This window comes from Streptomyces sp. NPDC002130 (assembly GCF_040296465.1).
GTDB lineage: Bacteria > Actinomycetota > Actinomycetes > Streptomycetales > Streptomycetaceae > Streptomyces.
On the sequence record NZ_JBEOXI010000070.1, the window covers coordinates 1 to 24,735 of the forward strand.

Annotated in this window: 28 protein-coding genes, 1 tRNA gene, 1 pseudogene and 1 riboswitch; of the genes and pseudogenes, 20 read left to right on the forward strand and 10 right to left on the reverse strand. The window is 69.4% G+C overall.

The features are described from left to right. The first annotated feature begins 55 nt into the window (after positions 1-55). On the forward strand, positions 56-715 hold the full coding sequence (locus ABT116_RS15970) for a condensation domain-containing protein (RefSeq protein WP_351633259.1): 660 nt from the start codon (positions 56-58) through the stop codon (positions 713-715). Here ABT116_RS15970 and ABT116_RS15975 read toward each other — a convergent pair. Continuing rightward, positions 649-1,641 (reverse strand): annotated as a pseudogene (locus tag ABT116_RS15975) (nicotinate phosphoribosyltransferase); the annotation flags it as partial. The gene ABT116_RS15970 and the pseudogene ABT116_RS15975 overlap by 67 nt on opposite strands. 106 nt (positions 1,642-1,747) lie before the next feature. On the opposite strand from ABT116_RS15975, the gene clpS reads away from it, so the two are divergent. The 7 genes from clpS to ABT116_RS16010 all read left to right on the forward strand — a co-directional run bounded on the left by clpS (position 1,748) and on the right by ABT116_RS16010 (position 6,596). Further along, the gene (gene clpS, locus ABT116_RS15980) at positions 1,748-2,065 is read left to right on the forward strand and encodes an ATP-dependent Clp protease adapter ClpS (RefSeq protein ID WP_031102986.1); all 318 of its coding nucleotides are present in this window, start codon (positions 1,748-1,750) and stop codon (positions 2,063-2,065) included. A 32-nt stretch (positions 2,066-2,097) separates the two neighbouring features. Next, entirely contained in the window at positions 2,098-2,706 is a 609-nt protein-coding gene (locus ABT116_RS15985) for a DUF2017 domain-containing protein (RefSeq protein ID WP_351633193.1), read from the forward strand. A gap of 365 nt (positions 2,707-3,071) precedes the next feature. Continuing rightward, positions 3,072-4,496, forward strand: a complete 1,425-nt coding sequence (locus ABT116_RS15990; RefSeq protein ID WP_351633196.1) for an amino acid permease — start codon at positions 3,072-3,074, stop codon at positions 4,494-4,496. A 132-nt stretch (positions 4,497-4,628) separates the two neighbouring features. Further along, entirely contained in the window at positions 4,629-5,051 is a 423-nt protein-coding gene (locus ABT116_RS15995; RefSeq protein ID WP_031140077.1) for a M67 family metallopeptidase, read from the forward strand. Between the two features lie 98 nt (positions 5,052-5,149). Next, complete coding sequence (locus tag ABT116_RS16000; protein ID WP_311688247.1) at positions 5,150-5,245, forward strand: putative leader peptide; 96 nt, start codon at positions 5,150-5,152, stop codon at positions 5,243-5,245. Between the two features lie 115 nt (positions 5,246-5,360). Next, positions 5,361-5,639, forward strand: a complete 279-nt coding sequence (locus ABT116_RS16005) for a MoaD/ThiS family protein (RefSeq protein WP_030837819.1) — start codon at positions 5,361-5,363, stop codon at positions 5,637-5,639. Between the two features lie 6 nt (positions 5,640-5,645). Beyond that, positions 5,646-6,596 carry a PLP-dependent cysteine synthase family protein gene (locus tag ABT116_RS16010; protein ID WP_351633200.1) on the forward strand — a complete coding sequence of 317 codons (951 nt, stop codon included), beginning with the start codon at positions 5,646-5,648 and terminating at the stop codon, positions 6,594-6,596. 90 nt (positions 6,597-6,686) lie between these two features. On the opposite strand, the gene ABT116_RS16015 is transcribed toward ABT116_RS16010, so the two are convergent. Next, the gene (locus ABT116_RS16015; protein ID WP_351633202.1) at positions 6,687-7,133 is read right to left on the reverse strand and encodes a type II toxin-antitoxin system PemK/MazF family toxin; all 447 of its coding nucleotides are present in this window, start codon (positions 7,131-7,133) and stop codon (positions 6,687-6,689) included. Between the two features lie 215 nt (positions 7,134-7,348). Here ABT116_RS16015 and ABT116_RS16020 point away from each other — a divergent pair, with 215 nt between their 5' ends. Beyond that, positions 7,349-8,101, forward strand: coding sequence for an MBL fold metallo-hydrolase (locus ABT116_RS16020; protein ID WP_351633205.1), 753 nt, complete (start codon positions 7,349-7,351; stop codon positions 8,099-8,101). A gap of 70 nt (positions 8,102-8,171) precedes the next feature. On the opposite strand, the gene ABT116_RS16025 is transcribed toward ABT116_RS16020, so the two are convergent. After that, positions 8,172-9,434, reverse strand: a complete 1,263-nt coding sequence (locus ABT116_RS16025; protein ID WP_351633208.1) for a PTS transporter subunit EIIC — start codon at positions 9,432-9,434, stop codon at positions 8,172-8,174. 177 nt (positions 9,435-9,611) lie between these two features. Then, positions 9,612-10,925: a PTS transporter subunit EIIC gene (locus tag ABT116_RS16030; RefSeq protein ID WP_351633210.1), complete on the reverse strand. Its 1,314-nt coding sequence runs from the start codon at positions 10,923-10,925 to the stop codon at positions 9,612-9,614. Between the two features lie 193 nt (positions 10,926-11,118). Between ABT116_RS16030 and ABT116_RS16035 the strand changes: the two genes are divergently transcribed. The 4 genes from ABT116_RS16035 to rdgB all read left to right on the forward strand — a co-directional run bounded on the left by ABT116_RS16035 (position 11,119) and on the right by rdgB (position 13,449). Continuing rightward, complete coding sequence (locus tag ABT116_RS16035) at positions 11,119-11,352, forward strand: PTS sugar transporter subunit IIB (RefSeq protein WP_086602225.1); 234 nt, start codon at positions 11,119-11,121, stop codon at positions 11,350-11,352. Positions 11,353-11,460: 108 nt separating this feature from the next. Further along, on the forward strand, positions 11,461-12,198 hold the full coding sequence (rph, locus tag ABT116_RS16040) for a ribonuclease PH (RefSeq protein ID WP_351633213.1): 738 nt from the start codon (positions 11,461-11,463) through the stop codon (positions 12,196-12,198). 144 nt (positions 12,199-12,342) lie between these two features. Then, positions 12,343-12,747, forward strand: coding sequence for a hypothetical protein (locus ABT116_RS16045; RefSeq protein WP_351633215.1), 405 nt, complete (start codon positions 12,343-12,345; stop codon positions 12,745-12,747). Positions 12,748-12,846: 99 nt separating this feature from the next. Then, complete coding sequence (gene rdgB, locus ABT116_RS16050; RefSeq protein ID WP_351633218.1) at positions 12,847-13,449, forward strand: RdgB/HAM1 family non-canonical purine NTP pyrophosphatase; 603 nt, start codon at positions 12,847-12,849, stop codon at positions 13,447-13,449. Positions 13,450-13,513: 64 nt separating this feature from the next. Here the strand turns inward: rdgB and ABT116_RS16055 are convergent. From ABT116_RS16055 to bcp, 4 genes are all read right to left on the reverse strand, one after another. Further along, positions 13,514-13,592 (reverse strand) — tRNA-Leu (locus tag ABT116_RS16055). A 7-nt stretch (positions 13,593-13,599) separates the two neighbouring features. After that, on the reverse strand, positions 13,600-14,388 hold the full coding sequence (locus tag ABT116_RS16060) for an HNH endonuclease signature motif containing protein (RefSeq protein WP_351633262.1): 789 nt from the start codon (positions 14,386-14,388) through the stop codon (positions 13,600-13,602). 68 nt (positions 14,389-14,456) lie between these two features. After that, positions 14,457-15,080 carry an HNH endonuclease gene (locus ABT116_RS50875; RefSeq protein WP_502983874.1) on the reverse strand — a complete coding sequence of 208 codons (624 nt, stop codon included), beginning with the start codon at positions 15,078-15,080 and terminating at the stop codon, positions 14,457-14,459. 156 nt (positions 15,081-15,236) lie between these two features. Then, positions 15,237-15,704, reverse strand: a complete 468-nt coding sequence (gene bcp, locus ABT116_RS16070; RefSeq protein ID WP_351633224.1) for a thioredoxin-dependent thiol peroxidase — start codon at positions 15,702-15,704, stop codon at positions 15,237-15,239. A gap of 96 nt (positions 15,705-15,800) precedes the next feature. Here bcp and ABT116_RS16075 point away from each other — a divergent pair, with 96 nt between their 5' ends. The 3 genes from ABT116_RS16075 (at position 15,801) to ABT116_RS16085 (ending at position 17,011) form a co-directional block, all read left to right on the forward strand. After that, positions 15,801-16,130 (forward strand): DUF3618 domain-containing protein, encoded by a 330-nt coding sequence (locus tag ABT116_RS16075; protein WP_184984190.1) that lies wholly within the window; start codon positions 15,801-15,803, stop codon positions 16,128-16,130. 44 nt (positions 16,131-16,174) lie between these two features. Then, entirely contained in the window at positions 16,175-16,531 is a 357-nt protein-coding gene (locus tag ABT116_RS16080) for a GroES family chaperonin (protein ID WP_031140106.1), read from the forward strand. A 57-nt stretch (positions 16,532-16,588) separates the two neighbouring features. Beyond that, positions 16,589-16,656, forward strand: a riboswitch (guanidine-III (ykkC-III) riboswitch). 34 nt (positions 16,657-16,690) lie between these two features. Then, complete coding sequence (locus ABT116_RS16085) at positions 16,691-17,011, forward strand: DMT family transporter (RefSeq protein WP_033308144.1); 321 nt, start codon at positions 16,691-16,693, stop codon at positions 17,009-17,011. Between the two features lie 22 nt (positions 17,012-17,033). Here the strand turns inward: ABT116_RS16085 and ABT116_RS16090 are convergent, their stop codons facing one another. After that, positions 17,034-19,445 carry a transglycosylase domain-containing protein gene (locus ABT116_RS16090; protein WP_351633228.1) on the reverse strand — a complete coding sequence of 804 codons (2,412 nt, stop codon included), beginning with the start codon at positions 19,443-19,445 and terminating at the stop codon, positions 17,034-17,036. 478 nt (positions 19,446-19,923) lie between these two features. Here ABT116_RS16090 and ABT116_RS16095 point away from each other — a divergent pair, with 478 nt between their 5' ends. From ABT116_RS16095 to ABT116_RS16110, 4 genes are read left to right on the forward strand one after another with little or no spacing between them, the layout of a single operon-like run. Then, positions 19,924-20,724: an ABC transporter permease gene (locus tag ABT116_RS16095; RefSeq protein ID WP_351633264.1), complete on the forward strand. Its 801-nt coding sequence runs from the start codon at positions 19,924-19,926 to the stop codon at positions 20,722-20,724. Next, complete coding sequence (locus ABT116_RS16100; protein WP_351633231.1) at positions 20,717-21,538, forward strand: ABC transporter permease; 822 nt, start codon at positions 20,717-20,719, stop codon at positions 21,536-21,538. Before ABT116_RS16095 ends, ABT116_RS16100 begins: the two co-directional genes overlap by 8 nt. 5 nt (positions 21,539-21,543) lie before the next feature. Continuing rightward, on the forward strand, positions 21,544-22,551 hold the full coding sequence (locus ABT116_RS16105) for an ABC transporter ATP-binding protein (protein WP_351633233.1): 1,008 nt from the start codon (positions 21,544-21,546) through the stop codon (positions 22,549-22,551). Between the two features lie 33 nt (positions 22,552-22,584). Then, positions 22,585-23,310 carry a DUF1707 SHOCT-like domain-containing protein gene (locus tag ABT116_RS16110; RefSeq protein WP_351633236.1) on the forward strand — a complete coding sequence of 242 codons (726 nt, stop codon included), beginning with the start codon at positions 22,585-22,587 and terminating at the stop codon, positions 23,308-23,310. A 76-nt stretch (positions 23,311-23,386) separates the two neighbouring features. Here ABT116_RS16110 and ABT116_RS16115 read toward each other — a convergent pair whose 3' ends face one another. Continuing rightward, positions 23,387-24,721, reverse strand: a complete 1,335-nt coding sequence (locus ABT116_RS16115) for an SGNH/GDSL hydrolase family protein (protein WP_351633238.1) — start codon at positions 24,719-24,721, stop codon at positions 23,387-23,389. Positions 24,722-24,735 lie beyond the last annotated feature (14 nt).

A 24,735-nucleotide genomic window follows, 5' to 3' on the forward strand; every position in this document is an offset into this window, starting at 1 on the left:
GGTCCACGATGGGGACCAAGGACGAGCTGGAGGACCTGCTGTCGTTCTGCGAACGGTGGTCGGCGACCTGCTGACCGCGTACGGCAAGCGACGAGCTGGACTGGATTCGCAATGGTCTCCGTTGCCGATCCAGTACGGGGATTTTGCCGCGTGGGAGGCAGCACGTGACGTTTCCCCTGGCGTCGAGCAGTTCTGGCGCCGAACGCTGGACGGTGTGACATCTGTGTCGCCGCTGACGGTGGATCACTCTGATGGCGGGCCGGATTCCGTGGCGCAGCGAGTGAACTTCGTGATACCAGCCGTCATCACCTCGGCACTGCAGGCGCGAGCCGACCGCTTGAAGGTCTCGCTGTTTGCGGTGGTTCATGCGGCGTTGTCCGTGGTGCTTGCCAAGCTGAGTGGAAATCCCGATGTCGTGATCGCGACAGCTGTCGACGGACGGCGGACGCCTCAGCTCGACGGCGTGGTCGGCATGTTCGTGGATACGGTGCCTCTTCGACTTCGGGTCGACGGGGATGTGCCGATCGATCTTCTGTTAAGGGCAGCTTTCGATGCTGATGTGGCTGCGTTCGAAAACAGCTCTGTTCCTGCCGAATTGGTTGGTGATGTGCTCGGCGGACGAACTCCGCAGGTTGCGCTCGGTCTGCAGAATTTCGCGACCATCGAGGAGGTGGGGTGGCCGGAGCCGGTCACCAGCTGCGTCCCGACGCCGTAGGCGTCCACCGGCGCCGCCGCCAGCGAGGCGATCGCGTACTCGTCCAGGTCCGAGGTCACCACGATCTTCGTGCCGGTCGCACCCAGCTCGTCCAGCTGCTGGCGCACCCGGTGCGCCACCAGGAGCAGGTCGCCGGAGTCGATCCGCACCGCGCCCAGCTCGGTCCCGGCGACCTCGACGGCCGTGCGGACCGCCTCGGCGACGTCGTAGGTGTCCACCAGCAGGGTGGTGCCGCGACCCAGGGTGTTCACCTGGGCCTGGAAGGCGTCCCGCTCGTTGTCGTGCAGCAGGGTGAAGGCGTGCGCGGAGGTGCCGACGGTCGGGATGCCGTACCGGAAACCGGCCGCCAGGTCGGAGGTGGTGGCGAAACCGCCGACGTACGCGGCCCGGGAGGCCGCCACCGCCGCGAGCTCGTGGGTGCGCCGGGCGCCCATCTCGATCAGCGGCCGGTCACCCGCCGCCGCCGACATGCGCGAGGCGGCCGCGGCGATCGCCGAGTCGTGGTTGAGGATCGACAGGATCACGGTCTCCAGCAGCACGCACTCGGCGAAGGTGCCCTCGACCCGCATGATCGGCGAGCCCGGGAAGTACACCTCGCCCTCGGGGTAGCCCCAGATGTCGCCGCGGAACCGGTAGCCGGCGAGCCAGTCCAGGGTCTCCTCGTCGACGATCCCCCGCTCGCGCAGGAAGTTCAGCACGGCTGTGTCGAAGCGGAAGTTCTCCACCGCGTCCAGTACCCGGCCGGTGCCGCCCACGACGCCGTAGCGGCGCCCGTTCGGCAGCCGCCGGGTGAAGACCTCGAACACGCTCCGCCGCTCGGCCGTGCCCGACGCCAGGGCGGCCCGCAGCATCGTCAGCTCGTACTGGTCCGTGAAGAGAGCCGTCGAAGGTACGTCCACCGGCAGCCCAAGGTCCGCTGTGTTCATGTGAGGAGCGTACCCCCATTTCGTCAGTCTGACGATTGCAGTCCGCGGACACGCGATCGCCTTGCGGCCAGGCCCGTTTGTGCGACTACCCCCCTCGGGTGGCAGCATGGGCAGTGTGACGTCACCCGCGCCCCTGGAGATCGAACGCACCGAGTCGGCGGAGGAGGTCTTCGCCGTCCCCGAGCCGGACGTCCCGTGGGTCACGATCGTCCACAACGACCCGGTCAACCTCATGAGCTACGTGACGTACGTCTTCCAGTCGTACTTCGGCTACTCCAAGGACAAGGCCACCAAGCTCATGCTCGACGTCCACCACAAGGGCCGGGCGGTCGTCTCCAGCGGCAGCCGCGAGGAGATGGAACGCGACGTGCAGGCCATGCACGGCTACGGCCTGTGGGCCACCCTCCAGCAGGACCGCAAGTAGCCAGCACCCCGCCCAGCAGCGAAAAGGCGTTCATGCCCGGAACCTTCGAACCGCTCCCCGGCGGCGGCGCGGCCGTCGCCCTCGACGACGTCGAGATCTCCATCATCCGGTCGCTGGCCGTCCAGCTCCTGGAGCTCATCGGCCCCGGCCCCGGCGCGGACGCCCCCGACGACCCGCTAGCCGAGCTGTTCGCCGAGGGCCCGAGCGAGCCGCCCGGCGACCCGGTGCTCAGGCGGCTCTTCCCGGACGCCTACAGCGACCCCGAGCAGCCCGCCTCACCGCGGGACGCCGAGGAGCAGCGGGCGCACTCCGCGGAGTTCCGCCGCTACACCGAGAACGACTTGCGGGCCGGCAAGCGGGACAACGCGCTCGCGATCATCCGCTCTCTCGACGCGCTCGCCTCGGCCTCCGCAGGCGAGGGCGGTGCCGTGCTGAAGCTGTCGCCGGCCGAGTCCCAGCAGTGGCTCGGGGCCCTGAACGACCTGCGGCTCGCGATCGGCTCGCGGCTGGAGATCACCGACGACGAGGACACCGACCTCCTCTACCGCCTCCCGGACGACGACCCGCGCAAACCGATGGTGATGGCCTACCTGTGGCTCGGTGGACTCCAGGAGACGCTGGTCGGAACCCTTATGCCCTGATCGGTGCAGATTGTGTGACCACTGAGTGACCGAACGGTGTTCGCTCAGAGGACACTCAAATCCGGATAACGATCGCATCACCGCACCCGCCTCCTATGGCCTCTTCGGGTGCCTTTTGTCTGCTTTTCCCTGTGCCGTGCGCCACATCGCGCGCGTGTGATCAGTGTTTCGGGCGTGATAAATCTTCACGACCGCCCGGCAGAACACCACCCGAATGTTCGGCCGGGTGCGCCACCGAGCCGGCAACCGCCGGCCAGGCACGAGCGGGCTCGCGGGCCCGCTCAGCTCCATCATTCCGGGGGGATCGAAACCCGATCCGAGGCCGACGAGAGGCCCGGGTCGGCATGGAGAAAGGCGCACCACACATGACCTCTGCGCAGGTCGACACGGAGAAAGCACCTGAAGAGGGCTACGAGCGCGGACTCGGCAGCCGTCAGGTCCAGATGATCGCGATCGGCGGCGCCATCGGCGTCGGTCTGTTCATGGGCGCCGGGGCGAACATCGCCAAGGCCGGCCCCAGCATCATCCTCATGTACGCCCTCGCGGGCGTGATCATCTTCTTCATCATGCGAGCGCTGGGCGAGCTGCTGCTCTACCGTCCGGTCTCCGGCTCCTTCGCCGAGTACGCCCGCGAGTTCCTCGGCCCGTTCTTCGGGTTCGTCACGGGCTGGACGTACTGGCTCATGTGGGTGGTCACCGGCATGGCCGAACTCACGGCCGCCGCGATCTACATCCACTTCTGGTTCCCCGAGATCCCGCAGTGGGTCAGCGCCCTGGTGTTCCTGGTGGTGCTCTTCGGCGTCAACCTGATCTCTGTCAAGATCTTCGGCGAGGTCGAGTTCTGGTTCTCGATGATCAAGGTCACGGCCATCATCGGCATGATCGTCATCGGCCTCGGCGTGCTCACCCTCGGCTTCTCCGACGCCGGTGACACCGCCACCGTCTCCAACCTCTGGGCACACGACGGCTTCTTCCCCAACGGCATCGGCTCCAGCCTGATGACGCTTCAGGGCGTCATGTTCGCCTACCTCGCCGTCGAGCTCGTCGGCGTCACCGCGGGCGAGTCCGAGAACCCCGAGAAGACCCTGCCCAAGGCCATCAACACCCTGCCCTGGCGCATCATCGTCTTCTACGTCGGCGCCCTGCTGGTGATCCTCTCCGTCGTCAAGTGGACCGAGTTCTCCGCCGGCGAGAGCCCCTTCGTGCACGCCTTCGGCAAGATCGGCATCCCGCTCGCCGCGGGCATCGTGAACTTCGTGGTGCTCACCGCGGCCCTGTCGTCCTGCAACTCGGGCATGTACTCCACCGGCCGCATGCTGCGCGACCTGGCCTCCAACAGCGAGGCCCCGCAGGCGTTCGGCAAGCTCAACGCCCGCAAGACGCCCGCCGTCGGCATCACCGTCTCCGTGGCGCTCATGGGCATCGGCGTCGTCCTGAACTACGTCGTCCCGGAGAAGGCGTTCCTCTACGTCACCTCCGTCGCCACCGCGGCCGGCATCTGGACTTGGATGATGATCCTCGTCAGCCACATCCGCTACCGCGCCGCGGTCGACGCGGGCCGACTGCGCGCCTCGTCCTTCCCCGCCCCCGGCGGCGCGCTCTTCAGCTGGGTCGCGCTCCTCTTCCTCATCGGCGTGACCTGCATGATCGCGTACGACAAGGACGCCCGGGTCTGCCTGTACGTCGCCGCCGGCTGGGCCGTCGCCCTCGGCGTCGGCTGGGCGCTCCTCAAGCGCCGCAACCCGCAGCTCACCGAGCGCCGCGACCCGGAGTTCGAACAGGTCGGCTGACCAACCCGCGGGACGCCCGCCGCAGGGAGTACTCGTGGCACTCCCTGCGGCCGCCGCTCAGGGCGTCCGGCATATGGGCCGTTCCGTACCAACCCTCGGTACGGAACGGCCCTTCTGCTTATCCTGGCGAGCATGCTGACCATCACCCAGGCCCTCGTCGACCAGATCGTCGCCCACGCGCGCAAGGACCACCCCGACGAGGCGTGCGGCGTCGTCGCCGGCCCGGCGGGCTCGGACCGCCCCGAGCGCTTCATCCCCATGCTGAACGCCGCCATGTCGCCCACGTTCTACGAGTTCGACTCCGGCGACCTGCTCAAGCTCTACCGGGAGATGGACGACCGCGACGAGGAGCCGGTGGTCATCTACCACTCCCACACCGCGACCGAGGCCTACCCCTCACGCACCGACATCTCCTACGCCAACGAGCCCGGCGCGCACTACGTCCTCGTCTCCACCGCCGACACCGACGGGGCCGGCGAGTTCCAGTTCCGCTCCTTCCGCATCGTGGAGGGCGAGGTCACGGAGGAAGAGGTCCAGGTCGTCGAGGCTTACTGAGGACGTCTGAACAGGGCGGTCTCACTCCCCGGCCCGAAAACGTCCGCCATGTGGGATCACATTCCAGGACCCGGACCGGGAATCGATACGATGAGCCCATGGTTTTCCACGACGTGAGCGAAAAGACGCCGGGCGATCTGCTCGTGGCGCGGCTGCACGTCGACCTGTGCAGGCTCGCCAGCGCCATCTGTTGACGCCGGTCCCTGCCGCCGTACGGCCGTGAGCCGCGGCGCTGCACACACGCACCACCTGCTGTTCCTGCGCTGCCGCGCGCCCCGACTGACTACTCCCGACAGGAGCCCTGAAGCCATGGCCATCGAGGTCCGCATCCCGACCATCCTCCGCACCTACACCGACGGTCAGAAGGCAGTGGAGGGCAAGGGAGACACCCTCGCCGAGCTCTTCACCGACCTCGAGACCCGGCACGCCGGCATCCAGGCCCGCATCGTGGACGGCGACAGCCTGCGCCGCTTCGTCAACGTGTACCTGAACGACGAGGACGTCCGCTTCCTCGACGGCATCAACACCAAGCTGTCGGACGGCGACAACGTCACGATCCTGCCGGCCGTGGCCGGCGGCATGGTCTGATCAACCATGCGCTACGACTCCCCCCTGGCCGCGGTCGGCAACACCCCCCTGGTGCGCCTGCCGCGGCTGTCGCCGTCCGCCGACGTCCGCATCTGGGCGAAGCTGGAGGACCGCAACCCGACGGGGTCGGTCAAGGACCGTCCGGCCCTGCACATGATCGAGCAGGCGGAGAAGGACGGCCGCCTGACCCCGGGCTGCACCATCCTCGAGCCGACGTCGGGCAACACCGGCATCTCCCTGGCGATGGCGGCGAAGCTCAAGGGCTACCGCATCGTCTGCGTGATGCCGGAGAACACCTCGCAGGAACGCCGGGACCTGCTGGGCATGTGGGGCGCGGAGATCGTCTCCTCCCCGGCGGCGGGCGGCTCCAACACCGCCGTGCGCGTCGCCAAGGAGCTCTCGGCCGAGCACCCGGACTGGGTGATGCTCTACCAGTACGGCAACCCGGACAACGCCGGCGCCCACTACGCCACGACCGGCCCCGAGATCCTCGCCGACCTGCCGTCCATCACGCACTTCGTGGCCGGCCTCGGCACCACCGGCACCCTCATGGGTGTCGGCCGCTTCCTGCGCGAGCACAAGCCGGACGTCCAGATCGTCGCCGCCGAACCGCGCTACGACGACCTGGTCTACGGCCTGCGCAACCTCGACGAGGGCTTCGTCCCCGAGCTGTATGACGCGTCCGTCCTCACCAGCCGCTTCTCGGTCGGCTCCGCGGACGCGGTCACCCGCACCCGCGAGCTGCTCCAGCAGGAGGGCATCTTCGCCGGTGTCTCCACGGGCGCCGCGCTGCACGCCGCGATCGGCGTCGGCAAGAAGGCCGTCAAGGCCGGAGAGCCGGCCGACATCGTCTTCGTCGTCGCCGACGGCGGCTGGAAGTACCTCTCGACCGGCGTCTACACGGCGGCCACCACGGAGGAGGCCATCGACACCCTCCAGGGCCAGCTCTGGGCGTAACCGACGGCGAGCACCACCGACACGAAGGGCTGGAGTCCACGACTCCAGCCCTTTTCCGGTACCTCTTCTCCGGTGTTCCTGCTCAGATCCTCAGCCCGCCAGGTACCGCACCTGGTCCCACAGCATCGGATCCACCACGCCGACCCGCCGGCGGAAGCCCCACACCGGGACCTCCCGCAACTCGTCCGTCTCCAGGAAACTCGCGCGGCCCTGGGCGTCACCGACCGAGCCCGGCGGCAGCGGGATCACCCCGGTGCGCTCGTCACGGAACCGGGTGGTGATCTTCGCGACCGTCGCCCGCTCCCCGCGCACCGCCAGCACCAGACAGGGCCGGTCCTTCGTCCGGGCCTCGTCCTCATAGGGCACATCGGCCCACCAGATCTCCGCCGGCTGCGGCCGGCCCTCCGCGAGGGCGGGGCCCGCGCTCCGGCCGCGCCGGGCCGACGGCCGCCGGCCCCGGCCCCAGCCGTCGACGAGCGTGGCGACGAGCGCGAGCAGCACCACCGCGGCGAGCGCCAGCCACCAGGACGTGTCCATACTGAAAGACGTTACCGGCGCCGCCCCTGCCGCGCGCCCCCCTCACAGGGATCACCCCCCGGCTCTGCCAGCCGAACCGGTGACACCACAGGTGAGTTCGCCCACAACAGGCCTTGGCGGAGGAGCTACCGGAGGTTTTGCGCCTTACGCTCGACGGACCGCACGACCCCCGACGCCCCTCTCAGACTTATCCCGCCAGCGGAGGTTTCTGCTTCATGAAGCTCACCGTCGTCGGCTGCTCGGGGTCGTTCCCGTCCGCGGAATCGGCCTGCTCGAGCTACCTCGTCGAGGCCGACGGCTTCCGGCTGCTTCTCGACATGGGCAACGGTGCCCTGGGCGAGCTGCAGCGCCACTGCGGTCTCTACGACCTCGACGCGATCTTCCTCAGCCATCTGCACGCCGACCACTGCATCGACATGTGCGCGTACTTCGTCGCGCGCTACTACCGCCACGACGGCGGCCGCTGCGACCCACTCCCCGTCTTCGGCCCCGAAGGCACGGAACACCGGCTGACCACCGCCTACGCGGACACCCCCTCCGCCTCCTCCATGAGCGAGGTCTTCGACTTCCACACGGTCAAGCCGTCCACCTTCGAGATCGGCCCCTTCACGGTGCACACCGAGCGGGTGGCCCACCCCGTGGAGGCGTACGGCATCCGGATCGAGCACGGCGGCCGGACGCTGACGTACTCCGGCGACACCGGAGTGAGCCCCGCGCTGGACGAACTGGCCCGGGACGCCGACCTGTTCCTGTGCGAGGCGGCGTTCACGCACGGCAAGGAGGACATCCCCGACCTCCATCTCAACGGCCGCGAGGCGGGGGAGACGGCGGCCCGGGCCGGTGCCCGCCGCCTGGTCCTCACCCACATTCCGCCGTGGACGGACCCCCAGGTCAACCTCGTCGACGCCCGCGAGGTCTACGACGGCCGGGTGGACCTGGCCGCGCCGGGGCAGACGTACGAGATATAAGCCCTGGCGCCCGCACGCGCGAAGGCCCCGGAACCCGCTCGGGTTCCGGGGCCTCCTGCGTGGCTCGGGCCTACTTGGCCTCCGCCTTCTGCAGCTCGGCGAGTTCCTCGTCGGACTCCCGGCCCGGCGTCGGCAGGTTGAACTTGGTGATCGCGAAGCGGAAGACCACGTAGTAGACCGCCGCGAAGCACAGTCCGACCAGGACCAGGCCCCACGGGTTGGTCGCGATGCCCAGGTTCAGGCCGAAGTCGATCGCGCCGGCCGAGAAGCCGAAGCCGTCCTTCATCCCCAGCGCCCAGGTCAGCGCCATCGACACACCGGTCAGCACGGCGTGGATCGCGTACAGCACCGGCGCGATGAACATGAACGTGAACTCGATCGGCTCGGTGACGCCCGTGAAGAAGCTGGTCAGCGCGAGGGACAGCATCATGCCGCCGACCACCTTGCGGCGCTCGGGCCGGGCGCAGTGCACGATCGCCAGGCACGCGGCGGGCAGGGCGAACATCATGATCGGGAAGAAGCCGGTCATGAACTGCCCGGCGGTCGGGTCGCCCGCGAGGAACCGGGCGATGTCGCCGCTCTTGCCCTCGTAGGTGCCGGCCTGGAACCACGGGAAGGAGTTCAGCAGGTGGTGCATGCCGATCGGGATCAGCGCACGGTTGGCGACACCGAAGATGCCCGCGCCGACCGCCCCGGAGCCGACCAGCCACTCGCCGAAGTTGTGCAGGGCCGTGCCGAGGACCGGCCAGACGTAACCGAAGACGATGCCGATGACCAGGCCCGCGAAGGCCGACAGGATCGGCACCAGGCGGCGGCCGCCGAAGAAGCCCGCCCAGTCCGGCAGCTTGGTGCGGTAGAACCGCTGGTAGAGCAGCGCCACGACGAGGCCCATGACCACACCGCCGAGGACCTTGGCGTCCACCGGAGCGTCGACCATCGCGACCTTGCCGTCGACGACCGTCGCGACCTTCGGCAGGTTCTTGTCGGTGAACGTGGCCAGCACGTTCTTGAAGACCAGGTAACCGACCACGGCGGCCAGGGCCGTGGAGCCGTCCGACTTCTTGGCGAAACCGATCGCGATGCCCACGGCGAACAGCAGCGCCATGTTGTCGAGGATCGCGTTGCCACCGGCCGCCATGAAGCTCGCGATCTTGGTGATGAACGCGGGGAACGACTCGCGCCCGAGCATGTCGGGGTTGCCGAGCCGGACCAGCAGCGCGGCGGCGGGCAGCACCGCCACGGGCAGCATGAGGCTGCGGCCGATCCGCTGCATGACGGCCATCACGGTCGAGCCCCTCTTCGGGCTCGCGGGCGCGGCGGTGTCTGTGGACATGAACTTCCTCCAGGGGGCACGGCGCCGCCCAGGAAGAATGCGACGGGGAGCGGCGGCGTCTCAAAGAAAGGGGAACGCGGTCTCCACCGCGCGACCTCCACCGGTGAGTGGTGTAGACCAGTTGTAGCACGGTAGGCCGAACGAGTGGAACCCGCCAATTCCGCATGCTGCGGACGATCACGCCCTGGCGCTGTCCTCCACGTCTTCCTCGGGCTCCCGCCCCGGAGTCCTCAGATCGAACTTGCTGATCGCGAACCGGAAGATCACGTAATAGAGGAGCGCGAAACCCAGACCGATCGGAACGATCAGCCACGGTCGCGTGGCCAGATTCCAGTTGATGACGTAGTCGATCAACCCCGCCGAGAAGCTGAACCCGTCGTGCACCCCCAGCGCCCACGTCACCGCCATCGACACCCCCGTCAGCAGCGCGTGCACGCCGTACAGCACCGGCGCGACGAACAGGAACGAGTACTCGATCGGCTCCGTGATGCCCGTGACGAACGACGTCAGCGCCACCGACACCATCAGGCCCCCGACCTCCTTGCGCCGGGCCGGCCGCGCGCAGTGCGTGATCGCCAGCGCCGCCGCCGGCAGCGCGAACATCATGATCGGGAAGAACCCCGAGGTGAACTGACCCGCATCCGGATCCCCCGCCAGGAACATGTTGATGTCACCGTGCACCACCGTCCCGTCCGGCTTCGTGAACGAGCCGAACTGGAACCAGACGGGCACGTTCAGGAACTGATGCAGCCCCACCACCAGCAATGCCCGGTTCGCCACCCCGAACACGCCCGCGCCCCACGCGTCCAGCCCGTCCATCCAGTCGCTGAAGCTCTCCAGCGCGTCACCGATCGGCGGCCACACCCACAGGCACAGCGCGGCGAACCCGATCGCGACGAACGCCATGATGATCGGCACCAGCCGCCGCCCGTTGAAGAACCCCAGCCAGTCCACCAGCCGCGTCCGGTGGAACCGCGCCCAGAAGAACGCCGCCAGCAGCCCCATCACGATCCCGCCGAACACCCCGGGATTCTGGAACGCGAACGCCGTCACCTCCCGGTCCCCGTCGGTCACCTGGCACCCGACGCCGGGCACCGCCACCGACCCTTCCGGACAGTCCTCCGGGAACTGCCGCAGCACCGTGAAGTACACGAGGAACCCGGCCACCGCCGCCAGCGCCGTCGAACCGTCCGCCTTCTTCGCCATCCCGATCGCGACGCCCACACAGAACAACAGCGGCAGCCCCAGCGAACTGTCCAGCAGCGCACCGCCCGCCCCCACCATCACCTTCGAGACGTTCGTCCATCCCAGCCCGTCGTCCCCGAACACATCCGGCTGCCCCAGCCGGTTCAGGATCCCCGCCGCCGGCAGCACCGCGATCGGCAACTGCAGACTGCGGCCCATCTTCTGCAACCCCTGGAACAGCCGGTTCCAGCGAGCCCGCGCAGGGCTGACGGCCGGCGCGGCGCCGGCGGGACTGTCGGCACTCATCCCGGTCCCCTTCGTCGAGCTTCAGGCTTTCGGCGAGAGACTTTTGTCGAGAGGCGGGCTCGTGGTGTAGACCAGTCGTTCGACGGTCGCACGAACGTGACGCCATCCTTCGGCACACACGACAGGGCCGCTCGCGAAGATGGGCCAACTGTGGGTTACTGCGACAAAGCGGTTCGGATCAGGGAGAACGAACATGGCCACCAAGGCTGAGAAGATCGTTGCCGGGCTCGGCGGCATCGACAACATCGAAGAAGTCGAAGGCTGCATCACCCGCCTCCGCACCGAGGTCGTGGACCCCGCCAAGGTCGACGAGACCGCCCTGAAGGCCGCCGGCGCCCATGGCGTCGTCAAAATGGGCACCGCGATCCAGGTCGTCATCGGCACCGACGCCGATCCCATCGCGGCGGAGATCGAAGACATGATGTGAAGGGCGGGGATCGTCCCGGGCTTCACCCCCTGAGACCCCCCCCACCTCACCACCGGGGCCCCTCCCACCGCGGGAAGGGCCCCTCGCGGTACGGATAGGCTCAGCCGCATGTCTCGAATCGACGGCCGCACCCCCCAACAGCTCCGCCCCATCACCATCGAGCGCGGCTGGAGCAAGCACGCCGAAGGCTCCGTCCTCGTCTCCTTCGGCGACACCAAGGTCTTCTGCACCGCCTCCGTCACCGAAGGCGTCCCCCGCTGGCGCAAGGGCAGCGGCGAAGGCTGGGTCACCGCCGAATACTCCATGCTGCCCCGCGCCACCAACACCCGCGGCGACCGCGAATCCGTCCGCGGCAAGATCGGCGGCCGCACCCACGAGATCAGCCGCCTCATCGGCCGCTCCCTGCGCGCCGTCATCGACTACAAGGCCCTCGGCGAGAACACGATCGTCCTCGACTGCGACGTCCTCCAAGCCGACGGCGGCACCCGCACGGCCGCGATCACCGGCGCCTACGTGGCACTGGCCGACGCCGTCGCCTGGGCCCAGGGCAAGAAGCTCATCAAGGCCGGCCGTAAACCCCTCACCGGCACCGTCTCCGCCGTCTCCGTCGGCATCGTCGGCGGCGTCCCCCTCCTCGACCTCTGCTACGAGGAAGACGTCAGGGCCGACACCGACATGAACGTCGTCTGCACCGGCGACGGCCGCTTCGTCGAGGTCCAGGGCACCGCCGAAGCGGAACCGTTCGCCCGCGAGGAGCTCGACTCCCTGCTCGACCTGGCCGTTTCCGGCTGCACCGAGCTGGCGGCGCTCCAGCACAAGGCCCTCGGTACGGAGCTCGGTAAGTAAAGAGCGCGCCAAAAGAAGTGATCGGCGGCGGCAACCGCACCGATCGCTTCCGCGTCTGGAGGAGTACGGGCGCACGGCTCACCGCCGTGCGCCCGGCCATCACATGGGGCCGTGACAGGGCCCGAACGAGGGAGGGACCGTTCCATGGCCGCGAGCCGTCGACGCGGACGCCGCACCGCAGCCGTCGCCGCCACCCTGGCGGCCGTCGCGCTGACCGCCGGACTCACCACCGGCTGCGACGCCGTCAACAAGGCACTCGACTGCGTCCAGACCGCGGAAGCCGTCGCCGACAGCGTGACCGAGCTCCAGCAGGCCGTGGACAACGCGTCGAACGACCCGACGCAGATCGACGAGTCCATCCAGTCCATCGGCGACAACCTCGACAAGATCGGCGACAAGACGGACAACGCCGACCTGGACAAGGCGACCCAGGACATGCGCAAGGCTCTGATCGAGGTCCAGGGGGCCGTCGAGAACGGCGACAAGACACCTGACATCAGCGGCGTCACGGACGCGGCCGGCGAACTGACGAAGGTCTGCACGCCGTAGCACCGCGGGGCGGTGGCCGGGTACGGGCTCGTCGTAGTCGCTCGCGCAGTTCCCCGCGCCCCTGACGGGGCGCGATTCCGCCCCCGCAATACTGGGGGCATGAGTCGCCTGATCCTAGCCACCCGAAACACCGGGAAGATCACCGAACTTCGCGCGATCCTCGCCGAAGCCGGGCTGCCCCACGAACTCGTCGGCGCCGACGCCTACCCGGACATCCCCGACGTCAAGGAAACGGGCGTGACGTTCGCCGAGAACGCCCTCCTCAAGGCCCACGCCCTGGCCCGGGCCACCGGCCTGCCCGCCGTCGCCGACGACTCCGGCCTCTGCGTCGACGTCCTCAACGGCGCCCCCGGCATCTTCTCCGCCCGCTGGTCCGGCCGCCACGGCGACGACAAGGCCAACCTGGACCTCCTGCTCGCCCAGCTCTCCGACATCGCCGAGGAACACCGCGGCGCCCACTTCGCCTGCGCGGCGGCCCTGGCCCTGCCCGACGGCACGGAAAGGGTGGTCGAGGGCCAACTCCGCGGCACCCTCCGCCACGAGCCGACGGGCACGGGCGGCTTCGGCTACGACCCGATCCTCCAGCCGGAGGGGGAGACGCGGACCTGCGCGGAACTGACCCCCCAGCAGAAGAACGCGATCAGCCACCGGGGGAAGGCGTTCCGGGCGCTGGTGCCGGTGGTGCGGGAGCTGTTGGGCTGAGGGACTGCTGGGAACCACGTACGCCGAGGGGCGCGGCACCATGAAGATGCTGCGCCCCTATGAGTGGTGGGCCCGGTGGGACTCGAACCCACGACACACCGGACCTAAACCGGCGCCCTCTTGGCCAGCTGGGGTACGGACCCATCGCCGTTACTGTACTGGGCCACAAGCGGTGGCGGTGCGGCGAGGTCGGGAGTGGGTCTTGGTCTGACTGTGACAGGAGGGGCAGAGATACCGCAGGTTCTCGATCCGGTTGTCCAGCCGATCGCCGTTGATGTGGTCGAGTTCCAGGACGAGTTTTCTGCCCTGCCAGTTCTCCCCAGCGCCGCACTCGTTGCACACGTGGGGTACGCCGAGGTCGTCGAGTGCTCGCCTCAGAAGGACGGTCAGGGTGCGTGGCGAGCCAGGGGCAAGCCTCACCAGGATCTGTGCCGCGGATTTGCGACGTGGGGAGGCCGTGCCGCGGAAATGAGCCTGCCCTGTGAAATGGGCGGTCGACAGGCCGTAAGACTCGATGCTGTGTCGGACCCTCGCTCGCCCGGAACCGCCGGCAGGGGAGAGGCCGAGCATGCGCATCACGCCCGCCAAGCTGTGCGATGCGGCGACGGCTCGTGTGATGTCTTCGCGTGGAAAGAGGGCCCCTGAGCGATTGCCGCCTCTCCCGATGAAGTGCGAGGTGTCGATCCGGAAGGCGTCCGGCTTCTTCCTGATGTAACCGTAGGGGCTGTCGCGCGGAGAAAGCCCCATGTACTGCACCACCTCCCTGATGCTGGTCGACCGGGCGGCGGCTTCTCTGAGGAGCTCTTCCGGATAGCTGCGCCGTTCGCGTTCCGGCAGTGGCTCCTCCCGGAAGTGGGAAGTGTCGATGCCGTAGTGCTGCAGCCGCTTGCTGAGATAACGGCGAGGGCCGCTCCCCAAAGGGGCCTCCACCCGGCGCATCAGGTCGACCACGCTGGTGGCCTCGGCAGCAGTGCGGGTCAGCAGGTCTCGTGTGTACCTCGGCGTGCTCACGAGACCACCCTCCGCCTGCGGCCCCGGTATGTGTCCGTCACGGCATGGCAGTTGGGGCAGAGCAGCTGAAGGTTCCCCGGGCGGTTGTCCCACCAGTCGCCGCTCACGTGGTCGACCTCCAGCCGGAGGGGCTTGCCGTTCCACCAGGGCCCGGTGCCACACATCGCGCACTCCTGCGGGACCCCGATGCGCATGAGATGCCGAAGCAGTCGACTTCCCGGGATTCTTCCGGCTTGAGGGGTCCCGAGAGTGAGGAGGTCGCCGCGAAATCGTCTCGGCCCTGGCGCTGATGTCGCGAAGTGGGATGTGTCGATGCCCAGCGCGGCGATGCGGCGGCTGATATGCGCGTGATTGCCACCGACAGGGCTGACACCGAGGGAGCGAAGCACATCATTGACGCAGGTCGACGCCGCCACCGCACTGCGGAGTCTTTCCTCGGTGTGCCGTGCCCACCGTGCGGGGAAGTGCGAGACATCCACGCTTGCTTCGGACATCTTCTGGCGCAGATAGCGTCTGCTGCCCGGCGTGGGTGTGCCTCCGCACCACCGGACGGCGTCGTCCCAGTTCGCTGTTGCCCGGGCTGCTTCTTCCAGTAGCTCGCGGGTGTACCTGACCCCCATGAACCGCCCCTCCGTCCCCGACCGCCCGTTCGTGGTCTCGCACGGAGTAACGAACCGTTTATCGGACGGTCACGCCCGGAATGCGTGCGGAAATGCGGAGCGGCTCGTACCGGAGGTTCGCCAGTACGAGCCGCTCTCGAAGCGATCAGCGGGGTCTCAGACCCCCAGGTCCTTGATGATCTTGGCTACGTGGCCCGTCGCCTTGACGTTGTACAGGGCGCGTTCCACCTTGCCCTCCTCGTCCACGACGATCGTGGAGCGGATGACGCCGACGACCGTCTTGCCGTACAGCTTCTTCTCGCCGAAGGCGCCGTAGGACTCCAGGACCTGCTTGTCAGGGTCGGCGAGGAGGGTGACCTTCAGGGACTCCTTCTCGCGGAACTTGGCCAGCTTCTCCGGCTTGTCGGGGGAGATGCCGATGACGTCGTAGCCCGCGCCCGTCAGCAGCTCCAGGTTGTCCGTGAAGTCGCAGGCCTGCTTCGTGCAGCCGGGGGTGAGGGCGGCCGGGTAGAAGTACACGATGACCTTGCGGCCCTTGTGGTCCGACAGGGACACCTCGGTGCCGTCGGCGTCGGGCAGGGTGAAGGCGGGGGCCACGTCCCCCGGCTGGAGTCGCTCGCTCATCGGGCCAGGGTAACCGGGGGTGCTGACAGTGTGATGAGCCGTGGAGCTGACAGACTGTCCTGCACAGGCTTCACACCGACTTCGAAAGGCGACACGGTGGCGGACACGGCGGACACCAGGACCCCGGCGCAGATCGAGGCGGACATCAGGCGCCGCCGCGCGACCCTGGCCGAGACCCTCGACGAGATCGGGGTGCGCGTGCACCCCAAGACGATCGTCGGGGATGCCAAGGCCAAGGTCGCTTCCAACATCGATCACACCCTCGGGCGGGCCTACGTGGGGGTGAACCGGGCCGTCACCGATGTGCGTGCCCGGTTCGTGGACGAGGACGGGGCGCCCCGGCTGGAGCGTGTCGTGCCCGTCGCGCTCGTCGTCGTGGGCGTGGTCGGGCTGCTCGCGGTCAGCACGCGGCGGCGCAAGGGCTGACCCGACTGCGTACGTTTGCGGGGAAGACAGGTAGGTTTCAGGGCGTGAGCGCCAAGAGAAACGAGCACAGTACCCATCCGGACAAGCTGCCCATCCGGATGCTGCACGACCGCGTACTCGTGCGGCAGGACACCAGCGAGGGCGAGCGGCGTTCCGGCGGCGGCATCCTGATCCCCGCCACGGCGGCGGTCGGCCGGCGGCTGGCGTGGGCCGAGGTCGTCGCGGTGGGGCAGAACGTGCGGACGGTGGAGGCGGGCGACCGGGTGCTGTTCGACCCGGAGGACCGCGCGGAGGTCGAGGTGCGGGGGATCGCGTACGTGCTGATGCGCGAGCGTGATCTGCACGCGGTGGCCGCGGACCGCTTCGAGGGCGCCGAGGACTCGACGGGCCTGTACCTCTAGAACCCATGACGAAGGGGCCGGTGACGGTGGTCACCGGCCCCTTCGTCATGCCGTGCGGCTTTGCTACGTTGGAGGCCCCCCCGACGAGACGCGCCGTACCGGGATCAAGGCAAAGACGACGCACCGACACCGTCAGCCCGTTTCCCGGAGGTGCCCGTCATGGCCTGGGTTCTGCTCGTCGTCGCCGGTCTGCTGGAGGTGGGGTGGTCCGTCGGCATGAAGTACACCGACGGGTTCACGCGTCCGCTGCCCAGCCTGCTCACCGGCGCCGGCATCGTCGCCAGCATGCTGCTGCTGTCGCAGGCCGCCAAGACCCTGCCCATCGGTACCGCCTACGGCGTGTGGGTGGGCATCGGTGCGGCCGGGGCGGCGGTGTTCGGCATGGCGGTGCTGGGTGAGCCGGCGACCGCCGCCCGGATCTTCTTCGTGTGCCTGCTGCTGGTCGCCGTGGTGGGGCTGAAGGCGACCAGCGGTCACTGAGGGGTCCTGAGCCGTCGCCGTGCTACTCGCGGCGTGCGCCCTGTGGGACCACGCCCCAGCCGGGGCCGGTCGGGCCGCCCGTCGCGCCGCCGTCGCTGGTGTCGCCGCCGCCACCGCCCTCCGTGGTGCCGCCGTCGGCCGTACCGCCGTCCGTGGTGCCGCCGTCGGTCGTGCCGCCGTCCGCTGTGCCGCCGCCGGTGGGGGACTCGCCGCCGGTGCCGCCGTCGGTGGTGCCGCCGTCGGTCTGGCCCTCGGTCTGCCCCTCGGGGGCGCTGGGGCTCTGCTCGGGCGTCTGGGTGCCGGTCTCCTCGCCGCCGGTGGTCGTGCCGCCGTCCGTGGTGCCGCCGGTGGTCGGGTCGGCCGGGGCCTCGCTGCTGGGGGCCTGCGAGACGTTGGCGCCGGGCTGGAGCCTGAGGTCGAACTCCTTGGCGGGCTTGCCCTTGAGGGCGTCCTGGGTGAACTGGGTCCAGATCTCCGCGGGCGCCCCGCCACCGTTGATGCGCGGCAGGCCCATGGCGCCGTACAGCGACTTGTGGGCGGCGGTGACGGGGTCCTGGCCCATGACGGAGACGACGGTGGCGAGGTCGGGGGTGTAGCCCGCGAACCAGGCCGCCGTGTCCTCCTCGGCGGTGCCGGTCTTGCCGGCGACGGGGCGGCCCGCGGCCTGTGCGGCGGAGGCCGTGCCGTTCTGGACGACGCTCCGCAGCATCGAGGTGGTGGTGTCGGCGGCCTCGCGGCTGACGGCCTGCCGGGTGCGCCGCTCGGGCAGGTCGATCGGCGTGCCCTCCTTGGTGACCTTCTCGACGATCGTGTACGTGCCGTGCCGGCCGTGGTTGGCGAGGGTGGCGTAGGCCTCCGCCATGTCGAGGACGCTGGCGGTGGCGGTGCCGAGCGCGATGGCGGGGCCGTCGGCGAGGTCGGGGGTGGTCTCGGGGACGCCCAGGTCGATCGCGGTCTGCTTCACCTTGGCGGGGCCGACGTCGGCGGCCATCTGCGCGTACACCGAGTTCACGGAACTGTCGGTGGCCTCGGTGACGGTGATGTCGCCGTAGGAGCGCTGGTCCTCGTTCTCGGGGGCGTAGGGGTCGCCGGTCCAGCCCTGGACGGGGCGCTTGTTGGTGCCGTCGTAGATGGTGTTCGGGGTGATGACGCGGCCGTCCTGGGTCTCCGAGTGGTTCTCGACGGCCGAGGTGAACACGAAGGGCTTGAAGGTGGAGCCGACCTGGAAGTCCCTGCGGGTGGCGTTCGGGGTGTACTGCTTGACGTAGTCGACGCCGTTGTACATCGCCACGACCTTGCCGGTCTTGGGGTCGACGGAGGCGCCGCCGGCGCGGACGTAGGTGTCGACCTTGTTCTTCTTGTCGAGCTTGGACATCAGCTTGTCGTTGACGGCCTTCACGAACGCGTCCTGCTTGCCCTTCTGCAGGGTCGTGGTGATGCGGTAGCCGCCGGCGTCCAGCTTGCTCTCTTCGATGATCTTGTTCTGGACCAGGTAGTCCTTGACGATCCGGACGATGTAGCCGCGCTGCCCGGACATGCCGGTGGAGAGGGTGGACTCCTTCGGCATGGGGAACTTCATGCCGGCCCGCTTCGACTCGCTGAGCCAGCCCTTCTTGACCATGCCGTCCAGGACGTAGTTCCAGCGGGACTCGGCGGCCTTGCGGTTCTCGGGGTGGGCGACGACGTCGTACTGGCTGGGGGCGTTGACGAGCGCGGCGAGGTAGGCGGCGCGGGCCGGGTCGAGGTCCTTGGCGTCCATGCCGTAGTAGGCCTGGGCGGCGGCCTGGATGCCGTAGGCGTTGCGGCCGAAGTAGCTGGTGTTGAGGTAGCCCTCGAGGATGTGGTCCTTGCTGACCTCGCGGTCCAGCTTGATCGCGATGAAGAACTCCTTGGCCTTGCGCGTGACGGTCTGTTCCTGGCGCAGGTAGTAGTTCTTCACGTACTGCTGGGTGATGGTGGAGCCGGACTGCTTGCCCTTGCCGAGGGCGGTGTTCCAGGCGGCGCGGACCATGGCCTTGGGGTCGACGGCGGACTCGGTGTAGAAGTCGCGGTCCTCGGCGGCCAGGATGGCGTGCTGGGCGTCCTTGGAGATCTGCGGGAGGGTGACGTTCTCCCGGTTGACCTCGCCGTCGCGGGCGATCACGGAGCCGTCCGCGTAGAGGTAGACGTTGGCCTGCTTGGTGGCGAGCGCGTTGGCCGGGGGGATCTTCACGAGGGAGTAGCCCAGGAAGAACCCGCCGACCAGCAGCAGGACGACGATGATGAAGCCGCCGAGCGTCATGCGCCAGGTCGGGATCGCCCGGCGCCAGCCGGTCCGCTTCGGTTTCCCGGCCGCCGTGGCCGCGGGCGTGCCCGGGTCGCCGTCGGCGTGCGCCTGCGGCTGGCTCGCTGCCCAGCCCGGATTCGGCTGCTGCGGCTGAGGCTCGTCACTCATGTCGTGCACGGACTCCTGTTTCGCGTCGTACGTCGTTCCGTACGTCTCTGCTCGCTCTTGCGCCCCTGTGGTGAAGACTGTCCCATCCGTTGATCAGTTCCCTGATCGAGGGCCGGGCTGTGAGCCGTGTGGTGAGGCGGGCCGCGTGCGGGCGGGTGCGCGGGCGGGCACAGGGTGAAACGCGGTGCTCCGCGCTTCTGCCCGAATCGTGATCTCGCCTGCGCGACGTTCGTCCGAAGGGGGACCCCGACCGTGGATCGCGACGGCTCCCACGCTTCGCCCGGCCGGCACCGCCGTCACGCTGCTCGCCCTGGCCACGGCGCCTCGGCCCGCGCGGACGCAACGGATCGTACCGTCTGGGCCGGGGCGCACCCGCCCCGCGGCGCTCCCGCCGCTCCCCGAAATTGCGTGGCACGCCCGTTCACGGGAGGACTAGGCTCCTGCGCTTCGGTGCCGGGCGGCGAGGAGGGCTGTGGATGTGGGCTCGGGACGGTTGTACGCGGCCGTCGCGGCGGGCGGTTTCAGACGGTACGCGACGTATCGGGCGGCCACGGTGGCCGGCGTGTTCACCAACACGGTCTTCGGCGTCATCCTCGTCTACACGTATCTGGCGCTGTGGGACGAGAAGCCGCATCTCGGGGGATACGACCAGGCGCAGGCCGTGACCTATGTCTGGCTGGGGCAGTGCCTCTACGCCACGCTGGCGATCCAGGGCGGGGGCGCCGAGAAGGACCTGATGGATCGCATCCGCACCGGTGACATCGCCGTCGACCTGTACCGGCCGGCCGATCTCCAACTGTGGTGGCTGGCCGGTGACGTGGGGCGGGCGCTGTTCCAGATGCTGGGGCGGGGCGTGATCCCGTTCCTGTTCGGTGCGCTCTTCTTCCCGATGGCGCTGCCGACGTCGGTCACCCCCTGGGCGGCCTTCGTGGTCACGCTGCTGCTGGCGACGGTCGTGAGCTTCGCCATCCGCTATCTGGCGGCGCTGAGCGTGTTCTGGCTGCTGGACGGCATGGGCGTCAACCAGGTGCTGATGGTCACGGGGATCTTCTTCTCGGGCATGGTGCTGCCGCTGAACGCCTTCCCGGGCGTGTTCGGCGAGGTGGTGCGGGTGCTGCCGTGGGCGGCGCAGATCCAGATGCCGGCGGACGTCCTGATGGGGGAGACGGACCCGCTGCGGGCGTTCGCCTTCCAGGCGGCGTGGGCCGTGGCGCTGCTGGCGGCGGGACGGCTGCTGCAGTCGGCCGCGACGCGGCGGGTGGTGGTGCAGGGTGGCTGAGCGCGGTGTCCTGCTGGAGGGTCTGCGGGCCTACCGGCTGATCGCCGGGATGTGGGTGCGCTCCAGCATGGCCTACCGGACCTCCTTCGTCGTGACGGTGTTCGGCAACCTGACGGTGACCGGCCTGGACTTCGTGGGGATCCTGCTGATGTTCTCGCAGGTCGACTCGCTGGGCGGCTGGTCGCTGCCCGAGGTGGCCTTCCTCTACGGGCTGTCGGTGACGTCGTTCGGGATCGCCGATCTGGTGCTCGGCTCGATGGACGTCCTGGGCTCCCGGATGCGCGACGGCTCGTTCGACACGCTGCTGGTGCGTCCGGTGCCGGTGCTGGCCCAGGTCGGTGCCGACCGGTTCGCGCTGCGGCGCCTGGGCCGGATCACCCAGGGCGCGGTGGTGCTCGGCTGGGCGCTGGTGTCGGTGGACGTCGACTGGAGCGTGCCGAAGGTGCTGCTGGTGCCGGTGATGGTGGTCAGCGGCGCGGCGATCTTCTCGGCGGTGTTCGTGGCGGGCGCGGCCTTCCAGATCTACGCGCAGGACGCCGCCGAGGTGCAGAACGCCTTCACCTACGGCGGGACGACGCTGTTGCAGTACCCGCCGTCGGTGTTCGGCAAGGACCTGGTGCGGGGCGTGACCTTCATGCTGCCGCTGGCCTTCGTCAACTGGGTGCCCGCCGCCTACGTGCTGGGGCGGCCGTACCCGATCGGGCTGCCCGGGTGGGCGGCGTTCGCCTCGCCAGTGGTCGCGGTGGCGTGCTGTGTGCTGGCCGGGCTGGCGTGGCGGACGGGGCTTCGTTCGTACCGGAGTACAGGGAGTTGACCGGGGTGGACAGCGGATTCATCGAACTCGACGGCGTCGAGAAGGTCTTCGAGGTGCGCAAGAAGACCGGCTTCATGAAGCGGGAGCGGCGGCAGGTGCGGGCCGTCGACTCGATCTCCTTCCGTGTGGAACGCGGCGAGATGGTCGGCTACATCGGCCCGAACGGCGCCGGCAAGTCCACCACGATCAAGATGCTGACCGGCATCCTCACGCCCAGCGCGGGCCGGCTGCGGGTGGCCGGCATCGACCCCTCCCGGGAGCGGACGCGCCTCGCGCACCGTATCGGCGTGGTGTTCGGGCAGCGTACGACGCTGTGGTGGGACCTGCCGCTGCTGGACTCCTACCGGCTGATGCACCGCATGTACCGGATCCCGGACGCCCGTTACCGGGAGAACCTCGACCGTCTGGTCGAACTCCTCGACTTGGGCGACCTGCTGGACGTGCCGGTGCGGCAACTCTCCCTGGGTCAGCGGATGCGCGGCGACATCGTGGCGGCGCTGCTGCACGACCCGGAGGTGCTGTACCTCGACGAGCCGACCATCGGTCTTGACGTCGTCTCCAAGTCGAAGGTGCGGGAGTTCCTGCGGGAGTTGAACGCCGAGCGCGGTACGACGGTGCTGCTGACCACGCACGACCTGCAGGACATCGAGCAGTTGTGCAAGCGGGTGATGGTCATCGACCACGGGCGCCTGATGTACGACGGCCCGCTCGCCGGGCTGCACGAGGCGGGGGAGAGCGAGCGGGTCCTGGTGGTGGACCTGGAACGGGAACTTCCGCCGATCGAGGCGCCTGCTCCCGCGCGGGTGGTGCGCGTGGACGGTCCGCGCCAGTGGCTGGCGTTCCCGGCGGGGGAGTCGGCGGCGCCGCTCGTGGCGCGGATCGCCGCCGAGTACCCGCTGGTGGACCTGTCGGTGCGGGAGCCGGACATCGAGGCGGTGATCGCGAAGATGCTGCATTCATCGGGCGACACCCCCGGGCCCTCGCCGGATCAGGCCGAGCGGGCGATCTCGTAGCCTCCGGCGGGGCGAACTCGTAATCTGCTGGGTATGACCGACGACGCCGTCCCGGACCTCCGTGCCTCCGACGCCGACCGTGAACAGGTCGCCGAGATCCTGCGGGACGCCCTCGCGGAGGGGCGCCTCGACATGGAGGAGTTCGAGGAGCGGCTGGACGCGACGTACAAGGCGCGCACCTACGGGGAGCTGGCGCCGATCACCCGGGACCTGCCGGCCGCGGGTGTCGCGGTGCCGTCGGTGTCCCTGGCGAAGGACGTGGCCGCCGGGCCTGACTGGTCCGGGCGGATCGTCGGCGGCGAGGGGTCCTCCACGTGGGCCGTCGCCGTGATGTCGGGCTTCCAGCGCAAGGGGCGCTGGACGATGCCCCGGCGGTTCACCTGCCTCGCCTTCTGGGGCGGCGGGGAGATCGACCTGCGTGAGGCGAACTTCGCGGACCGCGAGGTCGAGGTCAACGCGTTCGCGATCATGGGCGGGGTGGACGTGATCGTGCCGCCCGGGGTCGAGGTCGTCGTCCGCGGCATCGGCGTCATGGGCGGCTTCAACCACCGTGAGGAGGGCGTGCCGGGTGAGCCGGGCGCCCCGCGGGTCGTCGTCACGGGCTTCGCGTTCTGGGGCGGCGTCGGGGTCCAGCGGAAGCTGACCCGTGCGGAGAAGCTGCGGATCCGCGAGGAGCGCCGTCAGGAGAAGCTGGAGCGCAAGGCGGGGCGGCGGGAGCTGGACGAGCCGCACCGGCGGGACTCCCACTGGGAGCACTGACGCCGACCCGGGCCCCGGCATTCGTGTGCCCGCCGTCTGTGGGCAGGCAGCGGGCACGGGACGGGAAGAGACGGGACTACAGCTCCGCCGGCGCCGACCCCTTCAGCGTCTGCAGGTCGAAGGACTCCGCCATCCGCGCGTACCCCTTGTCGCTGGGGTGCAGATGGTCGCCCGAGTCGTAGTCGGGCCGCAGCCGCCGCGGGTCGTACGGGTCACGCAGCGCCTGGTCGAAGTCGGCCACGGCGTCGTACACCCGCCCGGCGCGGATCTGCGCGTTGATCGTCTGGCGGACCGCCTCACGCGCCTCCGTGTACCCGCGGTGCCCGTGGAACGGCATCAGCGTCGCCCCGATGACCTTCACACCGCGCGCGTGGGCCTGTCCCACCATCGTCCGCAGCCCGGCGAGGATCGCGTTCGGGTCGGCGAGGCGCGGGTTGCGCAGGATGTCGTTGACGCCGAGGTCGATGACGACGACCTTGACGTTCGTCCGCTCCAGCACGTCCCGCTGGAAGCGGTTCAGGCCGCTGGGGTTGTCCGCGGGGCGGCCCAGGCCGTCGGCGAGGACCTGGTTGCCGCTGATGCCCTGGTTGACGACGCTGTAGCGGGGCAGGTCCCGCCCGGAGGCGATCTCGGCGCGCAGCCGGTCGGAGAGCACGTCGGTCCAGCGGCCGTTGGTGTCCGGCGTGGAGGTGATGCCGTCCGTCAGGGAGTCGCCGAGGACGACGACCGTGCCGTCGGACTCGTTGCTCAGCACGTCCAGCGCCGTCAGGTACCGCCAGGACCCGATCCGCTCGGTGTACGGCGTGCCCGTGGCGTCCTGCGCGTGGTCGCCCTGGGCGACGTAGGAGGTCTGCCGGGCGTGCCGGTGGTAGGTCACCGGGCCGGAGCTGGTCGGGGTGTAGGTGGTGATCAGGACGTCGGAGTCGTGCGGGATGACGACCCGTACCGCGTCGCTCATGACCTGCCGGCCGGGCGGGATGACGACCGTGGGGCCACCGCCGAAGGTCAGCTGCCGCATGGTGTCCGCGAGTGCCGCCGCCGTGCCGCTGCCCGCGGAGACGGCGATCGTCGCCCGCGTGATGCTCAGCGGCGACTGGCCGTAGAGATTGGACAGCGTCACGCGGGCACTCGTACCGCCGACGCTGGTGTGGACGACGTTGCGTACGGAGCGGTCCGCCATGCCCGTGGTCTCCGTGCCGGGTTCGGCGGCGGAGGGGGACGTGGACCAGGTGCCGACCCAGGTGCCGGTGGAGGCGGGGGCGGCGGAGTTGTGGGGGGCGCGGCCGTCGCCGGTGGCGTTCCGGATGCGCAGGCCGTCGTCGGACGCCACGCCGACGTATATGGCGGTGGAAAGGCCCACGATCGCTGCGACGACCAGGGCCAGGAGGGCGTAGCCACGTCCTCGGGTCATGCTGTTCAGTTCTC